The following is a 20,849-nucleotide window of genomic DNA, read 5'->3' on the forward strand; positions in this document are numbered from 1 at the left end:
GGCGCGGCATCAACCCGGCAGGCCGGCAAGTACCGGATCGCTGGCCGGCGCGCCGGATCGCCACAGCGCAAGGCGGTCCTGCAGGGCACCCGCGACGTCGGTCCAGTGCAGGACCGTGTCGACCGTGGCCATGCGCCAGAACTGGCCTTCGTCACCGAAAACGACGTCATTTTGCGTCGATGCAGGCAGGCGGGCCACGAAATACCAGATGATCAGGCCGTCAGAGGCCCGGCGTTCCCGGCGCTGCCAGATGACGGCAGAGGCGGGCAGGATCAGGCCGATTTCTTCTTGCGTCTCTCTTGCGACGGTTTGGAACGGCGTCTCTTCGGGGTCGCGGCCGCCGCCGGGAAAATCCCACATGTCGGGATAGGGAATGTCCGGTTTGTTGTCGCGGCGGATGACGATCAGCCGATCACCCAGAAACAGTGCGACCTTGGCCCCGTCGAAGTCGTCGCTGCTTTGTGCATCAACCGGCGTTGTGACCATCGCCCGCACCCCTTATCCTAACCTCATGCCGAGTCTTTGCCGCGATTGCCTGACGACCTTTGACACCGCGCGGCGGTGTCCGGCTTGCCGCAGCCCGCGTGTGACATCGCACCCGGAGCTGTTCGATCTGACGATTGCCCACATGGACTGCGATGCATTCTATGCTAGCGTCGAGAAGCGCGACAACCCGGCGCTTGCCGACAAGCCGGTCATCATTGGCGGCGGGCGGCGCGGCGTGGTGTCGACGGCCTGTTACGTGGCGCGGATCAGGGGCGTAAAATCGGCAATGCCGATGTTTCAGGCGCTGAAGCTGTGCCCTGATGCGGTGATCGTGAAGCCGCGGTTCGAGGCCTATGTCGAAGCCAGCCGCGCGATTCGCGCGCTGATGGACGAGCTGACCCCGGTGGTGGAGCCGCTGAGTCTGGACGAGGCATTTCTGGATATGACCGGCACCGCCCGCTTGCACGGTGCGCCGCCTGCCGTGATGCTGGCGCGGCTGGTCAAGCGGATGAAGGACGAGCTGGGGCTGACCGGGTCCATCGGGCTGAGTCACAACAAGTTTTTGGCCAAGGTTGCGTCTGATCTGGATAAACCGCGCGGGTTTTCTCTGATCGGCGCGGCAGAGACGACAGAGTTTCTGCGGCCTAAATCGGTACGGCTGATCTGGGGGATTGGCGCGGTCGGGCAGGAAAGTCTGGCCAGCGCGGGGATTCGCACCTTTGACGATCTGCTGCGCTGGGACCGGCGCGATCTGAATGACCGCTTTGGCGGCATGGGGGACCGGCTGTGGCAGCTTGCCCGCGGCGAAGACGGGCGACGGATTAGCGCCCATACGCCCGTGCGCGGCCTGTCGAACGAGACGACGTTTCACGAGGATACCCAGGATGCCGATATCCTTGACGGGCATATCTGGCGGATGGCGGAAAAGGTCAGTTCCCGCGCCAAGGCCAAGGATATCGCCGGGCGCGTTGTGACGCTGAAGCTGAAGCGCAGCGATCACGGGTTGATCACCCGGCGGCAGTCGCTCCGGCATCCGACGCAGATTGCCGACACGATTTACCGCACGGCGCGTGGGCTGTTCGATGCCGCCGCCCCGCATCCGACCTATCGCTTGCTGGGTGTCGGGTTATCCGAATTGACGCCCGGAACCGAGGCGGATCTAAGCGGCGATTTGCTGGACCCGGATGCAGACAAGCGCATCCGCGCCGAACGAGCCGCGGATGCGATCAGGGGCCGCTTTGGCGACGCGGCCATTATCAAAGGCCGCGCCTTGCGGTAGGGGCTGAAACGTCCTTTGGCGGTGCCTAGAACGGAAAGAACAGCGGGATCGCGATCACGGATGCAGCCCCGACGATCAGGTTCATCGGGACGCCGATTTTCAGAAAATCGGCAAAGCGGTAATCACCGGCACCATAGACAAGCGTATTGGTCTGATAGCCGATTGGCGTGGCAAAGCTGGCAGAGGCACCGAACATCACGGCGACCACCAAGGGACGTGGATCAATGCCCGCTTGCGCCGCAAGCCCCACGGCGATAGGGGTCAGGATGACGGCCACGGCAGAGTTCGTCACCATTTCCGTCAGGATCGACGTCACCGCATAGACCGCAGCCAGCAACAGGATCGGCGGCAGGCCGTCCAGCACGGGGGCAAGGGTATCGACGATCAGTTGCACCGCACCCGTTTCCTGCAAGCCCACACCGACGATTAGCATGGCAAAGATCAGGACAAGGATCTGGGCGTCGATGGCACCCCAGGCTTCTTCGCTATCGATACAGCGCAGCAGCAAGATCACGGCGACGGCGACCAGCGACACGATCGCAATCGGGGCGACGTTCAAAGCCGCGAGCCCGACGACAGCCAGCAAGGCTAGCAAGGCAATCGGCGCGCGGCCACGGCGATAGGCCCGGCCAGAGGACAGGGTGACAGTCATCATGTCCCCCGCGCTGGACAGTTGTTCAAATGCACCCTGCGTGCCTTCCAGCAGCAGCGAATCGGCGGCGCGCAGGCGGGCGTTGCGCAGGTCCGGCCCGATCTGGTGGCCGTGGCGATATGCCCCCAGCACGCGCATGCCATGGCGATAACCGATCGACATCTGATGCAGCGTCTGGCTGCCGGCGCGGCTGCCGCCGGTGACCATCGCCTCGGCAATTACCAGATCATCGTCGGGGGCACCTGCCGGTGCGGCCCCGCGCCGATAGCCGGTGACCAGGCCCGGCACGGCGTGCAGCGTCAACAGTTCGGACATGCTGGCACGGATCACGAATTCATCACCAGCGCTGACAGCATGTTCGGCCAGGCCATCGCGGCGCAGGCGGCCGCCCTTGCGAATTGCGGTGACCTGCACACCGGCGTGGGAAAAGGCGGCCACCTCTGGCAGTAGCTTGCCAAGACCAGCAAAGTCTTCGGTGATGCGAACCTCTGTCAGATAGACCGAATCATGCTTGGCCGTATTGTCCATCGTGCCCTGCCGCGCAGGCAGCAGCAACGGACCAAGCACGGCAAGTGTCACAAGGCCTGTGCCGATGGCAATCAGACCAACAGGCATAATTTCAAAGATGCCGAAAGGGTCCAGCCCCTGTTCGGTCGCCACACCGGAAATTAGGATGTTCGTCGAGGTGCCGATCAGGGTCAGCGTTCCGCCAAGGATGGCGACATAGGACAGTGGAATCAGCAGGCGCGTTTCCGCAATACCCAGCGAACGGGCCAGCCGGATCACGACAGGAATCAGCACCAGCACGATGGGCGTATTGTTCACAAATGCAGAGCCGATGACCGTCGCCGCGACGAAAGCCGCGCCGGCGACGAAGGGGCGCTTTGCGGCAAGAGTGATGATGCGGTTCGACAGCTCCTCTAGCAGGCCGGTCCGCACTAACGCACCGGACAACACAAACATCGCCCCAATCGTAATCGGCGCAGAGTTGGAAAATACGCCAAGCACCTGATCCATGGGCACCAGCCCCAGAACAATGAACAGCGCGGCAGCGCCTGCGGCTGTCACCTCTGGCGGGTATTTTTCCCAGATAAATGTTGCAAGCAGCAACACCAAAAGGCCCAGCGCCACCAAGGGCGCCCAGTCGGCAGGGATGAAATCAGTCATGGGGTCCATCAAAAAGAGGGGAAACGGTTTACTGTTTATTCAGCTTATTCTGCCGCGAGGGCATGGTCGTCCGCTGCACCTGCCGCTGCGATCCTGGCGATCACACCGTCCAGAAGGCGGCGCAAATCGTCGAAATCGTCACGCTTTTGCAGCGTCTGCTCGTTCATATAAAGGGCGCGGTCAATTTCGATCTGGATCGCGTGCTGGCGGCGGGCGGGTTTGCCGTAGTGCTGCGCGACATAGGCCCCGGCGAAGGGCGCATTGCGCACGCAGCGCAACCCGGCGTCCGTAAAGGCATTGCACACCTCGTTCACCAGCATTGCACTGGCAGAAGCCCCAAAGCGATCACCGATCACCACATCGGGGCGAGCACCGGCGAAACTGTCCAAGGCTTCGTGCGGCATGGAATGACAGTCGATCAAAACAGACTGACCGAACATCCGCGCTGATTCGTCCAGCAGGGTCTGCAAACGGTCATGCCATGGCCGCCAATGCCCGGTGATGCGCGCATGGGCCTGTTCCAGCGTAATCTTACCGTCGTGAATCACCCGCCCCCCGGCGACGACACGGGGAATCACGCCCAGACCGCTTGCGACTCGGGGATTAGGCGAGATTCGGCGCACACCTTCGATCAAGGCGGGGTCTAATTCTTCGGGGGCGCGATTAAAATCGACATAGGCGCGCGGCGTACGGGCGGCGATCAGGGGGGCACCATGACCCGGAGCGTTCGAGAACAGATCATCGACATACGCATCCTCGGACGACCGGATTGCATCGCTATTCAGCTTTGTTTGCGCTAAAAACGCATCAGAATAGGCTCTTCCGCTATGCGGAGAAGCGAAAACCACGCAGGTCGACCGCACGGTAGGGCTAAAAAGATCGTATGCGGGGTGGGTCATGACTGCTCCTGTTCGTGTCAAACATAGCGCGTTTATAGAAAACACCAAAAGGCCTTGATCCCCCCGAATGATCCTTTTATAGACCGCCTACCCGAGCGGTTCTGCCGGTAGCTCTGATACGTCGGACTGCAGGCAAGACAGCAAACGGAATGGATGATTAGCTCAGCGGTAGAGCACTTCGTTGACATCGAAGGGGTCACTGGTTCGATCCCAGTATCGTCCACCAGAATTCGCAGGGGGCCAGCAATGGTGCCCTTATTTTAACCCAAGGCGCAACCGCCGCGCCGCGACAAGAGGAGCCTTTCGATATGAAAGTACGCAACTCCCTCCGCTCGCTCAAGCAGCGCCACCGCGATTGCCGCGTCGTGCGCCGTAAGGGCCGTGTCTACGTCATCAACAAGACACAACCCCGGTTCAAAGCCCGTCAGGGCTAATATCGGTTATCTATTCGATGCAAAGGCCGTGCCCATTTGGGCGCGGCCTTTTGCGTTTGGGGTGGCGTATTGACGGCACTTCATCCTAGGTTGCGGTCATTCACTTTTTGTTAATGAAGGCCATCCACCATGCCTAAGCTTCACCTCGGCTTTGCCGCCCTTGCTACGCTGATTGCAGCCCCTGCCGTCGCGCAGGACACCTTTTGCGGTGAGGCTGGAACCGGCGGCCAGTGGATCGGCGGCGCGGCCGAAACATCCGACATTGCAACGACCGAAAACTTTGGCGAGCAGATGGCGCTGGTCCTGAACGGTAACCGCTATGTCGGGCTGTTCAGCATCAGCGAAGCAACAGAAGTTCGAATCGAAGCCGCAGGCCGCGGCAACGGCGATCCGACACTGTCGCTGCTGGGACCGGACGGGGCGGAAATCGCGACCGACGACGATTCAGGTGGCAACGGCGCTTCGCGCATCGAAACAACGCTGGAGCCGGGCGATTACTGCGCCGTCGTGCGCAGCTTTGATGATTCGCCCATGACTGCATTTGTGCGTGTCGGACGCACCGATATGGAGGCACTGACAACCGGCGTGGATGACGCCCCCGAAAGCAGCCCCAACAGCACCCCGTCGCCAGAGCGGGTCCAAGGCTGCGCCGATGGGCGCGACCTGGGCGTGTTGAGCAGCGACGGCCTGACTTATCAAGGCAGCGCAGCGGATGCCGGTTTCGCGCGCTTTACGCTGGATGCGCCCACGGCCATCAGTGTCACCGCCAACAATACAGAGGCAGACCCGACCCTGACCTTGATCGGTCCTGACGACGAAACTCTGGGCGAAAACGATGATTTCGACGGGCTGAATTCGCGTATTGATGCCGCGACACCTTTGGCGGCGGGCACATATTGCATTGCACTGGACGCCATCAGCGACCGGAGTTTGCCGATTGATGTGGCCGTCAGTGCCTATGATGCGGCCGCTGCACTGGCCGTCCTGTTCAGCAAAGGCGAAGCTGCGCCGCCGCTGGATGGTTCAGTCGCGATCGTTGACTTGGGTGCCCTGCCGAACCGGCTGCGGCGGGACGAACAGATCACCGGAAACGCCACCTGGTTCAGTTTGACACTGGATGCACCCGGCCTGCTGCTGGTCGAAGCGATTGCAAGCGGTGCAGGCGGCGACCCCTGGCTTGTCATGTACGACGATCTTGGCCGCGAAGTCGCGCAGGATGACGATGGCGGCGATGACACCAATGCCCGTATGGTCGCCCGCACCGTTCCCGGCACCTATCTGATCGGGCTTAAGCAGGTCGGCGACCAGACCGGATTTGTCCGCCTGCTGGCCGAACGCTTCGTGCCCGCCCCCTAACGAAAGGCGTCGGTCAGCATCTGCGATACGGTGGCCTGATCCAGAAATCCGCTGGCGGTCAGCTGGCGATCACGTTGATACCTGCGGATTGCCCCGCGGGTATCGCCGTCGATGCGGCCATCCACTGCCCCGGGATTAAGGCCAAGCTGCTGCAGACGCGCCTCGACCAGGCGCAGGCTGATCGGGTCAAGGGCCAGCTGCTGCTCTGCTGCGGCGGCGGCGGAATTGTCCCGTTCTGCCGCAACTGATTTCTGAAGCTGCGCAATGCGCGCGACCGCGTCGTCACGAAATGCGCCATCGGGTTGTTCCGCGAGGTAGCGGTTATAGGCCGCAACATTATCGGCTTCGACCATACGGTCCCAAAGGACACGGTCCGCGTTCGCCGCGGCAGAGCGGTTCTGCTGGCGTCTTTCGGCCAAAGCCGCCCGCGCCTGATCCGCGAACTGCCCATCCGGATGGGTATCAAGATAGGCGCGCAGGCCGGCTGCGGTTCCGGTTGCGCCCGTCTTTTCCCAATCGGCCCGATCTGCGGCGCGATTGGCTGTGCGGCGTTGTTCGGCCTGCAATTCCAGCTCTGCTGCGCGGCGGGCCGCCTGATCGTTGATCCGCCCGATCGTGTCTGCGGTCAGGTATCCTGTCTGGGCGGTGTTGTTCTGGCCCTGCCACGTTCTGATCGCCCCGCGCGTGCCGGGGCCAAAGATGCCGTCGATCCCGCGTGTGTCAAAACCAAGCACCTGCAAATTGCGCTGGACGGCACGGCGCGCCTCTATGGGTAGCTTCAGGGCATCCTCTGCCTGTTTAAATGCAGAATCGGGATTGCGCAGGGCCTGCAGCCGTTTCACGGCATCGCCGGCATGGGCACCGTCCGGAAAGCGGTCCAGATAGGCGGCGTAGGATGCTTGGGTGTCGGTCTTGCGGGCCTGTTCCCAGGCAGAGCCTTCGAACATTGTCGCCAGATCGGCGGTCACACCTGTCACGACATCGTTGTTCGCCTGCGGCACAGGCGTGGCGGGGGTCTGCTGACCTGCGGGCACCAGTATCAGTTGGCCGGGCACGAAACCGCTGGCCGACAGGCTGTCCGACTTGCGTACCGCCGCGATCACATCGCCGCCCGGCACGGCGATAACATCGCGCAGCAGGTTGCGGGCGGCGGCGACATCACCGCGCACAACGGTCACGCCGCTGGGAATTGTCAGATCACCGATGCCTGACAACAGGCCCGGACCGGCAATATCGGCATCGCTGTCCTGTTCGGCCAAGACCAGCACCGCCGACCCCGGCGTTTGTGCCAGCAGCATCATCGCGGTTTCCACTGACAAGGATCGCTGCCCCACAGTAAAGGGGGCAGGCTGGGGCGAATCCGCGGTCAGTAGCCAGCTGCGCGTGCCGTCGTTGACGAACTGCCCCGCCAGCACAACGACCATGCGATCCGCGTCCGGCGACAGCGCGGCAAAGGCGTTGCCCTGCCCCTGCACGGCTGTGCTGTCCGTTTGGCCGCGCCCGGTTCCGAAAACGCGAAAGCCCGCCTTGTCCAGAGCCGCCCCGGCCTGTGCGACTTCGATTCCGCCGGTCACATCGGGCAAGGCTGCATAATCGGTGATCCCGACGATCAAGGCCGCATCCTGCGCTTGCGCAAGGGACGCGGCACAAATCAAGACAGAAGACAGCAACAGATGGCGCATGGAAACGGTCCTTACAGGGGCTTTATGTGTCGTATGTCCGACGATCCTCGATCACGAGTCCGTCGCGGGGCAAACTGCCGGCAGCGTGAAATGTCACATCACCGCGCAGTTTGAGGATATCTTTGATTGCGCTTGCGGCAGCATCAGGGTCAAGCCCCGCGCCTTCCAGCTGCACGGTCAAGTGATCGGCATCGCCGCTGCGGTCGGCAATCACCCGCGCACGGTCCGCGCCAAGGGCTGTGACCAGCGCCGCAACCTGTTCAGGGCGCACAAACATTCCCTTGATTTTGGTCGTTTGATCCGCGCGGCCCATCCAACCTTTGATGCGCATATTCGTGCGCCCGCAGGGTGACTGGCCATCCATCACGGCACTAAGGTCGCCAGTCGCAAAGCGGATCAGGGGATAATCGGGGTTCAGGGTGGTGACAATCACCTCGCCCACCTCTCCCGCCGGGACGGGATCACCGGTGCCGGGGGTGCAGATTTCAAGGATCACGCCTTCGTCGACGATCATGCCGCTGGTGGGGGATGTTTCATAGGCGATCATGCCCAGATCGGCGGTGGCATAGCATTGCAGGCAGGCGATGCCGCGATCGGCATAGTATTGGCGCAACTGCGGAAACAGCGCGCCCCCGGACACAGCAGCTTTGGTGATATTCAGGGTCACGCCCATCGCGTCGGCCTTTTCCAAGATCACTTTCAGGTAATCCGGAGTGCCGGCATAGGCGGTCACGCCAGCGGCAGCGGCGGCCTGCACCTGCAATTCGGTCTGACCCGTGCCGGCAGGCACGACAACCGCACCCACCGCACGCGCACCGTTTTCGAACATCGTGCCAGCAGGGGTCAGGTGATAGCCAAAGCAGTTCTGCACCACATCGCCCGCACCAATGCCGCAGGCATGCAAAAAGCGGCCAAAGCGCCACCAATCGTGACTGCTGCCGCCCGGTTCATAGATCGGGCCGGGCGATTGAAAGATATGCGTGATATTCTGCACGGGAATGCCGCCAAATGGGGGATTGTCCCGCTGCCAGTCCACAAGCTGCGATTTGCGCAGTACCGGCAGGCGGGGCAGGTCACCTAACTGGTCCACCTGCCCGCCCGCCAGACAAGAGCCCGGAGTGTTCTCCACCCGCTTCATCTGTTCTTGAAGGCCCGCAAGCTGTGCAGCTGCACGCGTCTTGGCGTCACGGGTTTCCAGATCGTCGTATGGGGCGGTCATCACGGTCTCTCCTGTCCGGTGGATGACGGCACTGTGCCGCCCCGGACAGGTCAAATCTAGGGATGCAGGCCGTCGCTATACAATAACGTGGGATTGTCAGGCGATGCGGATTACGCCAGCCAGCGCTTACGCCGGCGATAACTGCGCACATCACGGAATGATTTGCGGCCTTCATCGGAAACGCCTAGGTAGAATTCCTTCACATCGGGGTTTTCACGCAGCTCTGCTGCCGGGCCTTCCATGACGACGCGGCCCGATTCCAGAATATAGCCGTGGTGGGCAAACCGCAGCGCGACATTGGTGTTCTGCTCTGCCAGCAAAAAGCTGACACCTTCGCGTTCGTTCAGATCCTTGACGATGCCAAAGATTTCCTCGACCAGCTGCGGGGCAAGGCCCATCGACGGTTCGTCCAGCAGAATGGTTTCAGGCCGGGACATCAGCGCACGCCCGATTGCGCACATCTGCTGTTCCCCGCCAGAGGTGTAGCCCGCCTGGCTTTTGCGCCGCTCGCGCAGGCGGGGAAAATAACTGTAGACCATTTCAAGATCGGCGCTGACAGCGCCCTTGCCATCACCGCGCGTATAGGCACCGGTCATCAGGTTTTCTTCGATGGTCAGATGTTCGAAGCAATGACGCCCTTCCATGACCTGAATAACGCCGCGCTTGACCAGCGCCTCTGGCGACAGGTCCTGCACCCGCTCGCCGCGGTAGGCAATCGTGCCCTTTGTCACCGCGCCGCGTTCGGAATGCAGCAGGTTGGAAATTGCTTTCAGCGTTGTTGTCTTGCCGGCGCCATTGCCGCCCAACAGAGCCGTAATCCCGCCCTTTGGCACCTTCAGGCTGACGCCTTTCAGCACAAGGATCACGGAATTATAGATCACTTCGATATTGCTGACGTCCAGCAAGGTTTCAGTCTTGGTCCCGGTGTCATCCAGCATGGCGCAACCCTGTCCTCGCTTTGTTGAAAATGCATCAAAACCGGGCGGCCCCTGCAAAGGGCCGCCCGATGCGCCTTACAGGCAGCCCGGCGTGATGCCGTTTTCTGCCGCATAGGCGGCGGCGTCTTCTGCAATCAGCGGATCGATCACGTCCTTGTCGGGCGCGATAAAGTCCGTCAGCGGCACCCAGACCTTGTCGGTCGCGTTCCACTGCTGAACCAGACCTTCACCCGATCCGGAATGGTTCTGGCAAGAAACGGTAAATTCCGGCCCGATGCCTTCCATACCCAGTTCGGCCATGCGGGCGTTTGTGATTTCCAGCGCTTCCATGCCATCACGGACCTGCGCCGGCGTGACAGCAGAAGTCCCCGCCAGCTCTTGCGCCTTGGCAATCGCCTCGGCGGCCAGCATCGCCGCATACATGCCGCGCACATACAGCACCTGACCAATGTTCGATCCGTCGCCCGCGCCCTGACCTGCGTCAATGACAAGGCTCTGGATTTCGTCCAGCACCGGATAATCCTGAATACGGTTCATGTTCAGCGATTTGTAGCCATCCGCCGCCATCCCCGCAGGCAGCACATCTGGTTCCGCGCCAGCCCACCAGTTCCCGATGAACTGGTCCATCGGATAGCCGACGTTCGCGGCTTCCTGAATGGCGACCTGGTTCTGCACCCCCCAGCCCCACATGATGACGTAATCAGGACGCTCGCGGCGGATCTGCAGCCACTGCGATTTCTGCTCCTGCCCCGGTGGATCGACTGGCAGCAAGCTCAGGTCAAAGCCGTGCTTTTGCGACAAGACCTCTAGCGTGCGGATCGGCTCCTTGCCGTAGGCAGAGTTGTGATAGATCAGCGCAATTTTCTTGCCGTCCAGACTGTCGCCATTCTCTCCCAGCAGGTAATTGATCGCCACCGATGCGGCATCCCAATATGTCGCCGGATAATTGAATACCCAAGGAAACGTTTCGCCCGCCGCAGCAGAGGTGCGCCCGTAACCCATCGTGTGCATCGGAATGCTGTCAGCGGTTGCCTTGGGGATCAGCTGATAGGTGATGCCGGTGGACAGAGGCTGATAGATCAGCGCGCTGTCGCCCTTGGTCGCCTCGTAGCATTCCACACCTTTCTCGGTGTTATAGGCCGTCTCGCATTCATCGATGCGGATCATCTCACCGCCGATACCGCCATCGCGGGCGTTCAGCAGGGTCAGATAATCCTGATAGCCATCGGAAAACGGCCCACCGTTCGCGGCATAGGGTCCGGTGCGATAGCTCAGATCCGGCAGAACCAGTTCAGCCAGCGCTGGCCCGCTGGCCAAAAGCCCGGCCAAGGCCGCCGTGGCAAATGTCTTCATTTTCATCTCAAGTCTCCTCCCAAAGATTGATCGATGCGCCGGCATGCGCTCCGGCATGGCCCGGCGGAGATGCCCCCGCCCGGCCGTTAGTAAGGAAACGGCCACATACGCAGCTTCTCCTTTGCGATGCGCCATAGCTGCGCCAGTCCATGCGGTTCCTTGATCAAGAAGAACATGATCAACGCCCCCACAGCGACAAGTTGCAGGTGCGCGACGGTGGAACTGGGCCAACCCAGCACATCCACGCCCAGCACCTTCAGCGCGACCGGCAACAGCACAAGAAACGCCGCCCCGGCAAAGCTGCCAAAGATGCTGCCAAGCCCGCCAATGATGCACATAAACAGCACAAGGAACGATTTCTGGATGCCAAAGGCCTCTCCAACTTCGACCGCGCCTAGATACACGGCAAAGAACAGCGCCCCCGCGATCCCGATAAAAAAGGAAGAAATGGCAAAGGCCGTCAGCTTTGCCTTGAGCGGATCAACGCCAATAATCTCGGCTGCGATATCCATATCCCGGATTGCCATCCACTGCCGCCCCAGACTGCCCCGCGTCAGGTTGCGGGCCAGCAATGCGCAAAGCGTTACAAAAAACAGGCAAATCAGATATTGCGCCCAAGGCGTCGTCGCCGCCCCCGTGACAGCGATATCGCCGACAAACCGCTCTGGTGCGGAAATCTGGCCAGAGGCAGAAGAGTTGTAGAACCAGGGGACCTTGTTGAACAACCACACCAAAAAGAACTGTGCCGCCAGCGTCGCCACAGCCAGATAAAACCCCTTGATCCGCAAGGACGGCAGGCCAAAGGCCGCACCGACCGCCGCCGTGATGAACCCGGCTAGCACGACATGGATCAGGATGCTGACGTCGGGAAAGGACGTCATCAGCTTGTAAACGCTATAAGCCCCCACAGCCATAAAACCGCCCGTGCCCAGCGACACCTGCCCGCAGTAACCGGTCAGGATATTCAGCCCGATCGCCGCAATCGCATAGATCAGAAAGGGTACCAATATGGCATTCGCCCAGTAATCATTGATGACAAACGGGATAACCAGCCAGGCAACAGCCAGCACCGCCCAATAACGCCAGCGGTCGAACTTGATTGGAAAGGTTTGGCTGTCCGCGGCATAGCTCGTCTTGAAATCACCGGCCTCACGATACAGCATGACGCGCCCCCTTTTTCCGGTTCCAAATATCAGCGCCGCAGGCCAGCGCGGTCGGGCGGTCGGGTGCCGCAAGGCCCAGCCTCGCGCCGTCGCTTGCGCGGTCACACACGTTCAATGATCCGCTCCCCGAACAGGCCCTGCGGGCGGAACACAAGAAACACCAGCGCAAGGACATAGGCGAACCAGTTCTCGGTTGCGCCGCCGACCATTGGGCCAATCATGTATTCGAACAGCTTCTCACCTACACCGATGATCAAACCGCCGACGATGGCACCGGGGATCGACGTGAACCCCCCAAGCATCAGCACCGGCAGGGCCTTTAGCGCGATAAGCGACAGCGAAAACTGCACGCCCGATTTCGCACCCCACATCACACCGGCAACCAGCGCAACCATGCCCGCCAGCGACCAGACCAGCACCCAGATAAAGTTCAGCGAAATTCCAACCGACAGCGCCGCCTGATGGTCATCCGCCACCGCCCGCATGGCACGGCCCTGCTTGGTGTATTGGGCGAAAACAATTAGCCCGATCACAAGGATTGCTGCAACAATGCTGGCAGTAATATCCAGCTTATCGATAAAGAAGCCGTAGAAATCATCCCCCCCCAGATGGACCGAGATATTCTCGACCCACATCGACCCGCCCTGCGGGATGCCGATGTCCAGCGTCTTGATGTCAGACCCCCACATCAGATCGCCGACGCCTTCCAGAAAATACGCAAGTCCGATGGTCGCCATGAACAGGATGATCGGCTCTTGCCCGACCAGATGCTTGAACACGAAAGTATGCACCATCCAGGCAAAGGCGATCATGACCACCAGCGTCAGCGCAATCGCCAGCAGCGCCGGCACATGCCAGCCGAAATGGTGGATATCCGTGCCAAAGGTCGCGTTGATGATATGCGAAAACGGCACCTGCCCTTCCATCACACCGACCAGCGTCAGGGCTGCAAACAACGCCATGACCCCTTGGGCATAATTGAAAATACCCGACGCCTTGAAAATTAGAACGAACCCCAGCGCTACCAGCGCATAAAGCACGCCCGCCATCAGCCCGTTGATGACAACTTCCATACCGTACAGAAAATCAGCGGACATGGCGTGCTCCTTCGTTCATGGCTTGCGCGATCGCTTCAATCATGGGCCACCCCCAGATAGGCGTCGATCACCTCTTGATTGCTGCGCACCTCGGCTGGCGTGCCGTCACCAATCTTGCGGCCGTAATCCATGACGACAACCCGGTCGGACAGATCCATCACCACGCCCATATCATGTTCGATCAAGGCAATCGTGGTGCCGAACTCATCGTTCACATCCAGAATAAAGCGGCTCATGTCCTCTTTTTCCTCGACGTTCATGCCGGCCATCGGCTCGTCCAGCAGCAGCAGCTTCGGCTCTGCCGCCAGCGCGCGCGCCAGTTCGACACGCTTTTTCAAACCGTAAGGCAAGCGGCCCACGGGTGTCTTACGGATCGCCTGAATTTCCAGAAAGTCGATGATCCGCTCGACGACGGCACGGTTTTCCACCTCTTCGCGTTCGGCCCTGCCCTTCCAGATAGCCTGAGCCAGCAGCCCGCTTTTCATATGCGTCAGCCGCCCCGTCATGATGTTGTCAAGCACGGACATGCCATCGAACAGCGCGATATTCTGAAACGTACGAGCGATCCCCTGCCGCGCGACCTGATAAGGCTTCATCGGCGGACGCTTGGCGCCGCGAAACCAAACCTCGCCGTCCTGCGGGTGATAAAAGCCCGAAATCACGTTCAGCATTGACGACTTGCCGGCTCCGTTCGGCCCGATGATCGCGCGGATTTCGCCTTCGCGGATGTCAAAGCTGATGTTCTTGATCGCCTCGACCCCGCCAAAGCGCAGGGTGATCCCGCGCATGTCCATCAAGACATCACCAATCTGACGCCCGTCAGCGGTCACGTATGGCGCAACTTGATCCTTCATGGGCGACCATCCCTTTCATCTGGCAAGATAAACTCGCGCCGCAGGCCCTGCGCCAACACCGCCATCATTCCGCAGCCATCCGGCGGGGCGCAGTGACGACGGCATCGCGGATCACCAGCGTCGCCTTGATCGCGCCCTTGCGGCCGTCCTCGTATGTTACCTCTGTTTCGGTATAGATGTCGGGCGATCCGTCATAAAGCGCGGCAATCAGGTCGGCGAACTTGTCACCCACGACGGCGCGGCGCACCTTGCGGGACCGGGTCATTTCCCCGTCATCAGCGTCCAGTTCCTTGTGCAGCACAAGAAAGCGGTGGATCTGGCAGCCCGCCAGCATCGGGTCATCAGCGATACTGGCGTTCACGTCATTCACATGGCCTGCAACCAGTTCCAGCACTTTCGGATGCTGGGACAATTCCTGATAGGACGAATAGGCAATATTGTTGCGTTCCGCCCAGTTGCCGACGGCGGTCAGGTCAATATTGATGAAGGCGGTGCAACGATCGCGGCCCGCGCCAAAGACGACAGCCTCCAGAATATTCGGGTAAAACTTCAGCTTATTCTCGACGTATTTGGGCGCGAACATGGCACCGCTGGCCATCTTGCCCACGTCCTTAGCCCGATCGATGATGCGCAGATGCCCGGTGCTTTCCTCGATAAAACCGGCATCCCCCGTGGCGACCCAGCCATCGGGGTCCTTGGTCGAGGCCGTGCTTTCAGGGTTCTTGTAGTACTCCACAAAAGTGCCGGCAGAGCGGTAAAAGACCTCTCCATTCTCGGCGATCCGCAATTCCACCCCCGGCGACGGCACGCCAACCGTATCGGACCGGACTTCGCCGTCAGGTTGCTGGGTGATAAACACCGTCGCTTCGGTCTGGCCGTAAAGCTGTTTAAGGTTGATCCCGAGGCTGCGATAAAAGTCGAAAATCTCGGGTCCGATCGCTTCGCCTGCCGTGTAACCAACACGCACCCGGGACAGGCCAAGGGTGTTTTTCAACGGACCATAGATCAGCAAATTCCCTATGCCATAGCGGATTCGGTCCAGCAGACCCACTGGCTTGCCGTCCAGCAGATCAGGTCCCACACGGCGCGCCAAGGCCATGTAGTGATCAAACAAACGCCTTTTGATCCGGCTCGCGTCTTCCATCCGGATCATCACGGTCGTTAGCTGGGTTTCGAATACACGCGGCGGGGCAAAGAAATAGGTTGGCCCGATTTCCCGCAGATCTGTCAGCATCGTGTCGGCGCTTTCAGGACAATTCACGCAGAACCCCGTCCACATGGCCTGACCTACAGAAAAGATGAAATCGCCCACCCAGGCCATCGGCAGATAGGCCAGCACTTCATCGCCTGCACGCAGATGATCGAATTCAGAGGAATTTTTGGATGTCTCGATCACATTGCGATTTGACAGCACGACGCCTTTAGGACGCCCCGTTGTGCCAGAGGTGTAGAGCATCACGCAGGTGTCGTCATAACTGCGCGCATCCGTGCGCGTCTGCATGTCAGCCATACGGGTCGAGGCGCGGCCGCGTTCCTGCACATCGGCGAAGGACGTCATGCCGCTGTGGTCGTACCTGCGCAGACCGCGACCATCGAGGTAAATGATATGTTCCAGCGCCACCTGACCGGTGCTGGCATCCGTCAGCTTGTCGACCTGCTCCTGATCCCCCACGACGGCAAAGCGGGCACCGGAATGTTCCAGCGCATAGGCGATTTCCTCGACCGCGGCCTCTTGGTACAGGGGAACGGGGACACAACCGATTTTCTGCGCGGCGACCATAGCCCAATACAGGGCCGGCCGGTTGCGGCCGGAAATGGCAATATGATCGCCAACTTCGGCCCCCATTTCCAGCAGTCCCAACGCCAGGGCATCAATCTGCGCCGCCGCTTCGGACCATGTCCAGCTTTGCCAGATCCCGAACTCTTTTTCGCGATATGCCGCTTTGCCGCCATGTTGCGCGACATTGCGTGCAAGCAGATGCGGAATAGAAACAGGTGCAGCGCCTGGCACAGCAGAAGCCATAGATCCCCTCCCTAGGTGCGGGTTTGCCCGAACCGTCGATGCACCGCCTCCCCGCGCTGCATCTTCTTCACCATACTGAGAGGTCGAAAGCCTTGCGTCAAATATTTTATGAACAGTTGTTCATTTCTTTTAAAATACGGTCCGCAAACGAAATCGGGCGGTGGCTTTCGCCACCGCCCGTCTTCAGTAATAACTTGGAATGCAAACCGAGGTATTAGTTGAAGTTGTAAACGACTGCCACACCCAAGGTGTTGGATGCGTCGCCGAAAGAGTCATCGACTGCGTCATCAAAGGACGTGGACAGCGACGTGCGCAGCGACAGGGAGTTTGTCATTGCAACGTTCAAAGCCAGGTCGTTGGTGACCAGAGTCGAGGTGTCGGAGTAGATGACGTCGGTGTCGTTGGTGACGTAGGACGTCTCGCTCAGCGAACGGTAGTAGTTAGACGACAGCGAAGCAGCAGCTTCGGAGCTGTCATTGCCAGCAACGGTTTCGGTGTAGCGGTAGCCCGGACCAGCCTGGATGGACCACTGGTTGGTTGCATCGTTCATGATGCGGTAGCCAAGGCCAGCGCCGACGAACACGTCGATGTAGTTATCGTCAAGGTTCTCAGCTGCGCGGTCCTGGGACGCGTCCAGCTTTGCATAACCGAAGTAACGCGGACCGAAATCGCGGCGGTAGTCAGCGCCCAGCAGCAGCTGGTTCTGCGACTCGTCGCCGTTGTCTTCGGAGTAATTGTAAGCTGCGGTCACGTCGATGCCGTTCACGCCGTCGAACGTGCCGTAACGCAGGCCCAGACCAACGTTTGCGTTGTCGTCGCCGGAACCATCAACGGAACCGTTGTCATCGTTGTAAGCGGTAGCGCGCAGAGCGACCGAACCGTACGAACCAACAACGCGGCCTTCGTTACCAAAACGGGCAACGTCACGCTCTGCATCGTCAGCGATCTGCTCTTGCAGGTCGTCGAACTGGTCTGCAGCAGCATCTTCGTTCGTGAAGGTGGTTGTTTGTGCGACGGCAGCGCCGGCAATCGTAGCTGCAGCTGCGGCAACGACGAAGATATTGACTGTCTTGGTCATGGCTAATTCCTTATTCTGTAGTCCCGCAGCAGTGCGGGTGTGATTGCTAAATGCGTCCGACCTGTAAAAAGTTCGAGGTGTGGCAGCCATTTTGCTGCCCTCTCACGGAAAATGTATGCTTTTTGTAACATGCGCTAAAATTAGCTTAGTTTAAGGATTTGTTTTTACAGCACTTTCGAATTATCACGGCGCCGTGTTCAAAATAATCAACGCACACTCTTGAATGTGATGGAACCTGACATCGCGTTAGGGCGCAAGTTCTGCCGGGTTGATAGCCGATACACGGACAGCAGCATATTTAAATTCCGGAATTTTTCCATAAGGGTCGATCGACGGATTCGTCAGAAGGTTAGCCGCGGCTTCGACAAACGCAAATGGTAAAAATACCATGTCGGCCGCGACGGCACGATCAGCCCGCGCCATGATGCGGATAGCTCCACGGCGTGTCGCCAACTCAACAACAGCCCCCGGCGCGACCCCCAGACGGCGCAGCGTATCGGGATGCAGGGAACAATTCGCCTCAGGCTCGACCGCGTCCAGCACGCTGGCGCGGCGCGTCATGGAACCGGTATGCCAGTGTTCCAGCTGTCGGCCCGTGGTCAGCACCATCGGGTAGTCAGGGTCGGGCTGCTCTGCCGGCGCGATGACACTGGCAGGCGTGAATTTTGCGCGGCCGCCGTCGCGGGGAAAGCCGTTCGCGAACATGATCGACTGGCCGGGATCAGTGGGCGACAGCGACGGATAGGTCACAGCGCCTCGTTCCAGCCGGTCCCAAGTAATATTGTCCAGCGACGGCATGGTGCCTGCCATTTCGTCATAGATTTGCCGCGGATGTTCATACGTCCAGTCAAGGCCAAGCCGCTGCGCCAGATCAGTAATGATCGCCCAATCCTCGCGCGCATCACCCGGCGGCGGCACGGCCGGGCGCCCCATCTGCACCTGACGGTTCGTATTGGTGACAGTGCCGGTCTTTTCGGCAAAGGCGCTGGCGGGCAGGATCACATCGGCAAAGTTCGCGGTTTCCGTCAAAAAGATGTCCTGCACGACCAGACATTGCAGCTTGGCCAGTGCCGCGCGGGCGTGATCAAGGTCAGGGTCCGACATCGCGGGGTTTTCACCAAGGATATACATGCCCTTGATCTGGCCTTCGTGCACGGCGTCCAGAATCTCGGTCACGGTCAGACCCTTTTGCGGATCAATCGGCGTACCGCCCCAGACCTGCTGGAAATTCGCGCGGATATCAGCGCTGGTGACAGACTGGTAATCCGGCAGGAACATCGGGATCATACCCGCGTCAGAGGCACCCTGCACATTGTTCTGCCCGCGCAGCGGATGCAGGCCAGTCCCTGGCCGCCCGATCTGCCCGGTCATCAGCGCAAGGCTGATCAGGCACCGCGCATTATCGGTGCCATAGGTGTGCTGGCTGACGCCCATCCCCCAGAAGATCATCCCCGCCTTGGCACCGGCAAAGGTGCGGGCCACATCGCGCAACATCTCTGCGTCGATGCCGCAGATCGAAGACATGCTGTCCGGATCATAGGCCTGCAGATGCGCCTGCTCTGCCGCCCAGTTTTCTGTGTAGCCTTCGATATACTGGCGGTCGAACAGCCCTTCGGTGACGATCACGTTGCAGATCGCGTTCAGCATGGCCACATCGGTGCCCGGCTTGAACTGCAGCATATGGGACGCAAACCGCTTCAGCGCATGCCCGCGCGGATCCATGACGATCAACTTGCCGCCGCGTTGGGTAAACTGCTTGAAATACGTTGCAGCAACAGGATGGTTTTCAAGCGGATTTGCCCCGATGACGATCGCCACATCCGCATTCTCGATCTCGTTAAAGGTCGCCGTCACAGCGCCGGACCCGATATTTTCCATCAGCGCCGCCACGGACGACGCATGGCACAGCCGGGTGCAATGATCGACGTTGTTGTGACCAAACCCCTGGCGGATCAGCTTTTGAAACAAATAGGCTTCTTCATTGGTGCATTTTGCACTGCCAAAGCCTGCAACAGCCGCCCCGCCAAATGCAGCACGCAAACCGCCCAGACCATCTGACGCGACACGCATCGCCTCGTCCCATGTCGCCTCGCGAAATACGTCGCCCCAATTGCCGGGATCAACGTTCAGCCCCTTCGCGGGCGCATCATCCCGGCGGATCAACGGCTTGGTCAGGCGATGGGGGTGGTGGATATAGTCAAAGCCAAAGCGCCCCTTGACGCAAAGTCGCCCTTCGTTTGCGGGCCCGTCCAGACCGTCCACATATTTGACCCGCCCATCCTTGACCTTCAGGCTGATCTGGCAACCGACACCGCAGAACGGACAAACGCTGGCGACCTCCTCATCGAAATCCGCACTATCACCCACCTGCGCCGCGTCCAGCACGGATGCCTCCATCAGCGCGCCGGTCGGGCAGGCCTGCACACACTCACCGCAAGCCACACATGTGCTATCGCCCATGGGATCGCCCAGATCGAACACCGGATAGGCATCCGCCCCGCGCCCCGCCATGCCGATCACGTCGTTCACCTGCACCTCGCGGCAGGCACGCACACACAGGTTGCACTGGATGCAAGCATCAAGATTAACGCGCATCGCGACATGGCTGGCATCCAGCAGCGGCACATGCACCGCATCCTTGGGTGCGAAACGGCTCTCCGCAACGCCCACGCGATCCGCCATATCCCACATATGGCTCGACTGATCATGCGCCACGTCCCGCGCCGGCTGATCAGCCAGCAACAGCTCCATCACCATCGCCCGTGCCTGCACTTCGCGCGGCTTGTCAGTCGTCACAACCATGCCGTCCGACGGCACCCGCAGACAAGACGCAGCCAGGGTCCGCTCGCCTTCGATCGCGACCATGCAGGCGCGGCAATTCCCATCGGGGCGATAGCTTTTAGCATCCTTGAAGCACAAATGCGGGATCTCAAGGCCGCGCCCATGCGCCACCTCCCAGATCGTCTCGCCGGGGCGAGCCTGCACCGTTTCGCCGTCCAGCGTAAATGTAATGGTCTCGGTCATGGCGTCCTGCTCCCCCGCATGATCCAAGTCCTAGCGCACCTGCGCCCCCGCGTCACCAAACACCCGCGACCTTCGGTCTCCATTTCGCGGCACTGCACTTGTTGACCCCTTTTCATCTGGCCAAACAAACTCCCGCCGGAGGCAT

16 protein-coding genes and 1 tRNA gene are annotated in these 20,849 nt (G+C 60.4%); 4 read left to right on the plus strand and 13 right to left on the minus strand.

Annotated features, from left to right (window positions below):
- Positions 1–9 precede the first annotated feature (9 nt).
- Positions 10–486: an NUDIX domain-containing protein gene (locus SJY10_RS01135; RefSeq protein WP_386679181.1), complete on the minus strand. Its 477-nt coding sequence runs from the start codon at positions 484–486 to the stop codon at positions 10–12.
- A gap of 25 nt (positions 487–511) precedes the next feature.
- On the opposite strand from SJY10_RS01135, the gene SJY10_RS01140 reads away from it, so the two are divergent.
- Positions 512–1,765 carry a DNA polymerase IV gene (locus SJY10_RS01140; protein ID WP_386679182.1) on the plus strand — a complete coding sequence of 418 codons (1,254 nt, stop codon included), beginning with the start codon at positions 512–514 and terminating at the stop codon, positions 1,763–1,765.
- Between the two features lie 25 nt (positions 1,766–1,790).
- Here the strand turns inward: SJY10_RS01140 and SJY10_RS01145 are convergent, their stop codons facing one another.
- Positions 1,791–3,584 (minus strand): SLC13 family permease, encoded by a 1,794-nt coding sequence (locus SJY10_RS01145; protein WP_386679183.1) that lies wholly within the window; start codon positions 3,582–3,584, stop codon positions 1,791–1,793.
- Positions 3,585–3,628: 44 nt separating this feature from the next.
- Positions 3,629–4,483: an N-formylglutamate amidohydrolase gene (locus tag SJY10_RS01150; RefSeq protein ID WP_386679184.1), complete on the minus strand. Its 855-nt coding sequence runs from the start codon at positions 4,481–4,483 to the stop codon at positions 3,629–3,631.
- A gap of 151 nt (positions 4,484–4,634) precedes the next feature.
- Here SJY10_RS01150 and SJY10_RS01155 point away from each other — a divergent pair.
- From SJY10_RS01155 to SJY10_RS01165, 3 genes are all read left to right on the plus strand, one after another.
- A tRNA-Val gene (locus SJY10_RS01155) sits at positions 4,635–4,709 on the plus strand.
- A gap of 82 nt (positions 4,710–4,791) precedes the next feature.
- Positions 4,792–4,917, plus strand: coding sequence for a type B 50S ribosomal protein L36 (ykgO, locus tag SJY10_RS01160; protein ID WP_072857948.1), 126 nt, complete (start codon positions 4,792–4,794; stop codon positions 4,915–4,917).
- A 129-nt stretch (positions 4,918–5,046) separates the two neighbouring features.
- Positions 5,047–6,273, plus strand: a complete 1,227-nt coding sequence (locus SJY10_RS01165; RefSeq protein WP_386679185.1) for an ABC transporter substrate-binding protein — start codon at positions 5,047–5,049, stop codon at positions 6,271–6,273.
- Here the strand turns inward: SJY10_RS01165 and SJY10_RS01170 are convergent.
- The 10 genes from SJY10_RS01170 to fdhF form a co-directional block, all read right to left on the minus strand.
- Positions 6,270–7,955, minus strand: coding sequence for a peptidoglycan-binding protein (locus SJY10_RS01170; RefSeq protein WP_386679186.1), 1,686 nt, complete (start codon positions 7,953–7,955; stop codon positions 6,270–6,272). The two genes, SJY10_RS01165 and SJY10_RS01170, sit on opposite strands and share 4 nt — an antisense overlap.
- Positions 7,956–7,977: 22 nt before the next feature.
- Entirely contained in the window at positions 7,978–9,174 is a 1,197-nt protein-coding gene (locus tag SJY10_RS01175) for a phenylacetate--CoA ligase family protein (protein ID WP_386679187.1), read from the minus strand.
- A 110-nt stretch (positions 9,175–9,284) separates the two neighbouring features.
- Positions 9,285–10,112 (minus strand): ABC transporter ATP-binding protein, encoded by an 828-nt coding sequence (locus SJY10_RS01180; protein ID WP_386679188.1) that lies wholly within the window; start codon positions 10,110–10,112, stop codon positions 9,285–9,287.
- Positions 10,113–10,187: 75 nt separating this feature from the next.
- On the minus strand, positions 10,188–11,471 hold the full coding sequence (locus SJY10_RS01185) for an ABC transporter substrate-binding protein (protein ID WP_386679189.1): 1,284 nt from the start codon (positions 11,469–11,471) through the stop codon (positions 10,188–10,190).
- Between the two features lie 80 nt (positions 11,472–11,551).
- Positions 11,552–12,628, minus strand: coding sequence for a branched-chain amino acid ABC transporter permease (locus tag SJY10_RS01190; protein WP_386679190.1), 1,077 nt, complete (start codon positions 12,626–12,628; stop codon positions 11,552–11,554).
- Positions 12,629–12,729: 101 nt separating this feature from the next.
- Complete coding sequence (locus tag SJY10_RS01195) at positions 12,730–13,725, minus strand: branched-chain amino acid ABC transporter permease (protein ID WP_386679191.1); 996 nt, start codon at positions 13,723–13,725, stop codon at positions 12,730–12,732.
- A gap of 35 nt (positions 13,726–13,760) precedes the next feature.
- A complete protein-coding gene (locus tag SJY10_RS01200) occupies positions 13,761–14,579 on the minus strand; it encodes an ABC transporter ATP-binding protein (protein ID WP_386679192.1) in 819 nt (272 codons plus the stop codon).
- 64 nt (positions 14,580–14,643) lie between these two features.
- Entirely contained in the window at positions 14,644–16,602 is a 1,959-nt protein-coding gene (locus tag SJY10_RS01205; protein WP_386679193.1) for an AMP-binding protein, read from the minus strand.
- A gap of 214 nt (positions 16,603–16,816) precedes the next feature.
- Complete coding sequence (locus tag SJY10_RS01210) at positions 16,817–17,680, minus strand: YdiY family protein (RefSeq protein WP_386679194.1); 864 nt, start codon at positions 17,678–17,680, stop codon at positions 16,817–16,819.
- 246 nt (positions 17,681–17,926) lie between these two features.
- Positions 17,927–20,704 carry a formate dehydrogenase subunit alpha gene (fdhF, locus tag SJY10_RS01215; protein WP_386679195.1) on the minus strand — a complete coding sequence of 926 codons (2,778 nt, stop codon included), beginning with the start codon at positions 20,702–20,704 and terminating at the stop codon, positions 17,927–17,929.
- Between the last annotated feature and the right edge of the window lie 145 nt (positions 20,705–20,849).

The sequence above is a fragment of the Loktanella sp. R86503 genome, assembly GCF_042466455.1.
In the GTDB taxonomy this organism is placed as follows: domain Bacteria; phylum Pseudomonadota; class Alphaproteobacteria; order Rhodobacterales; family Rhodobacteraceae; genus Loktanella.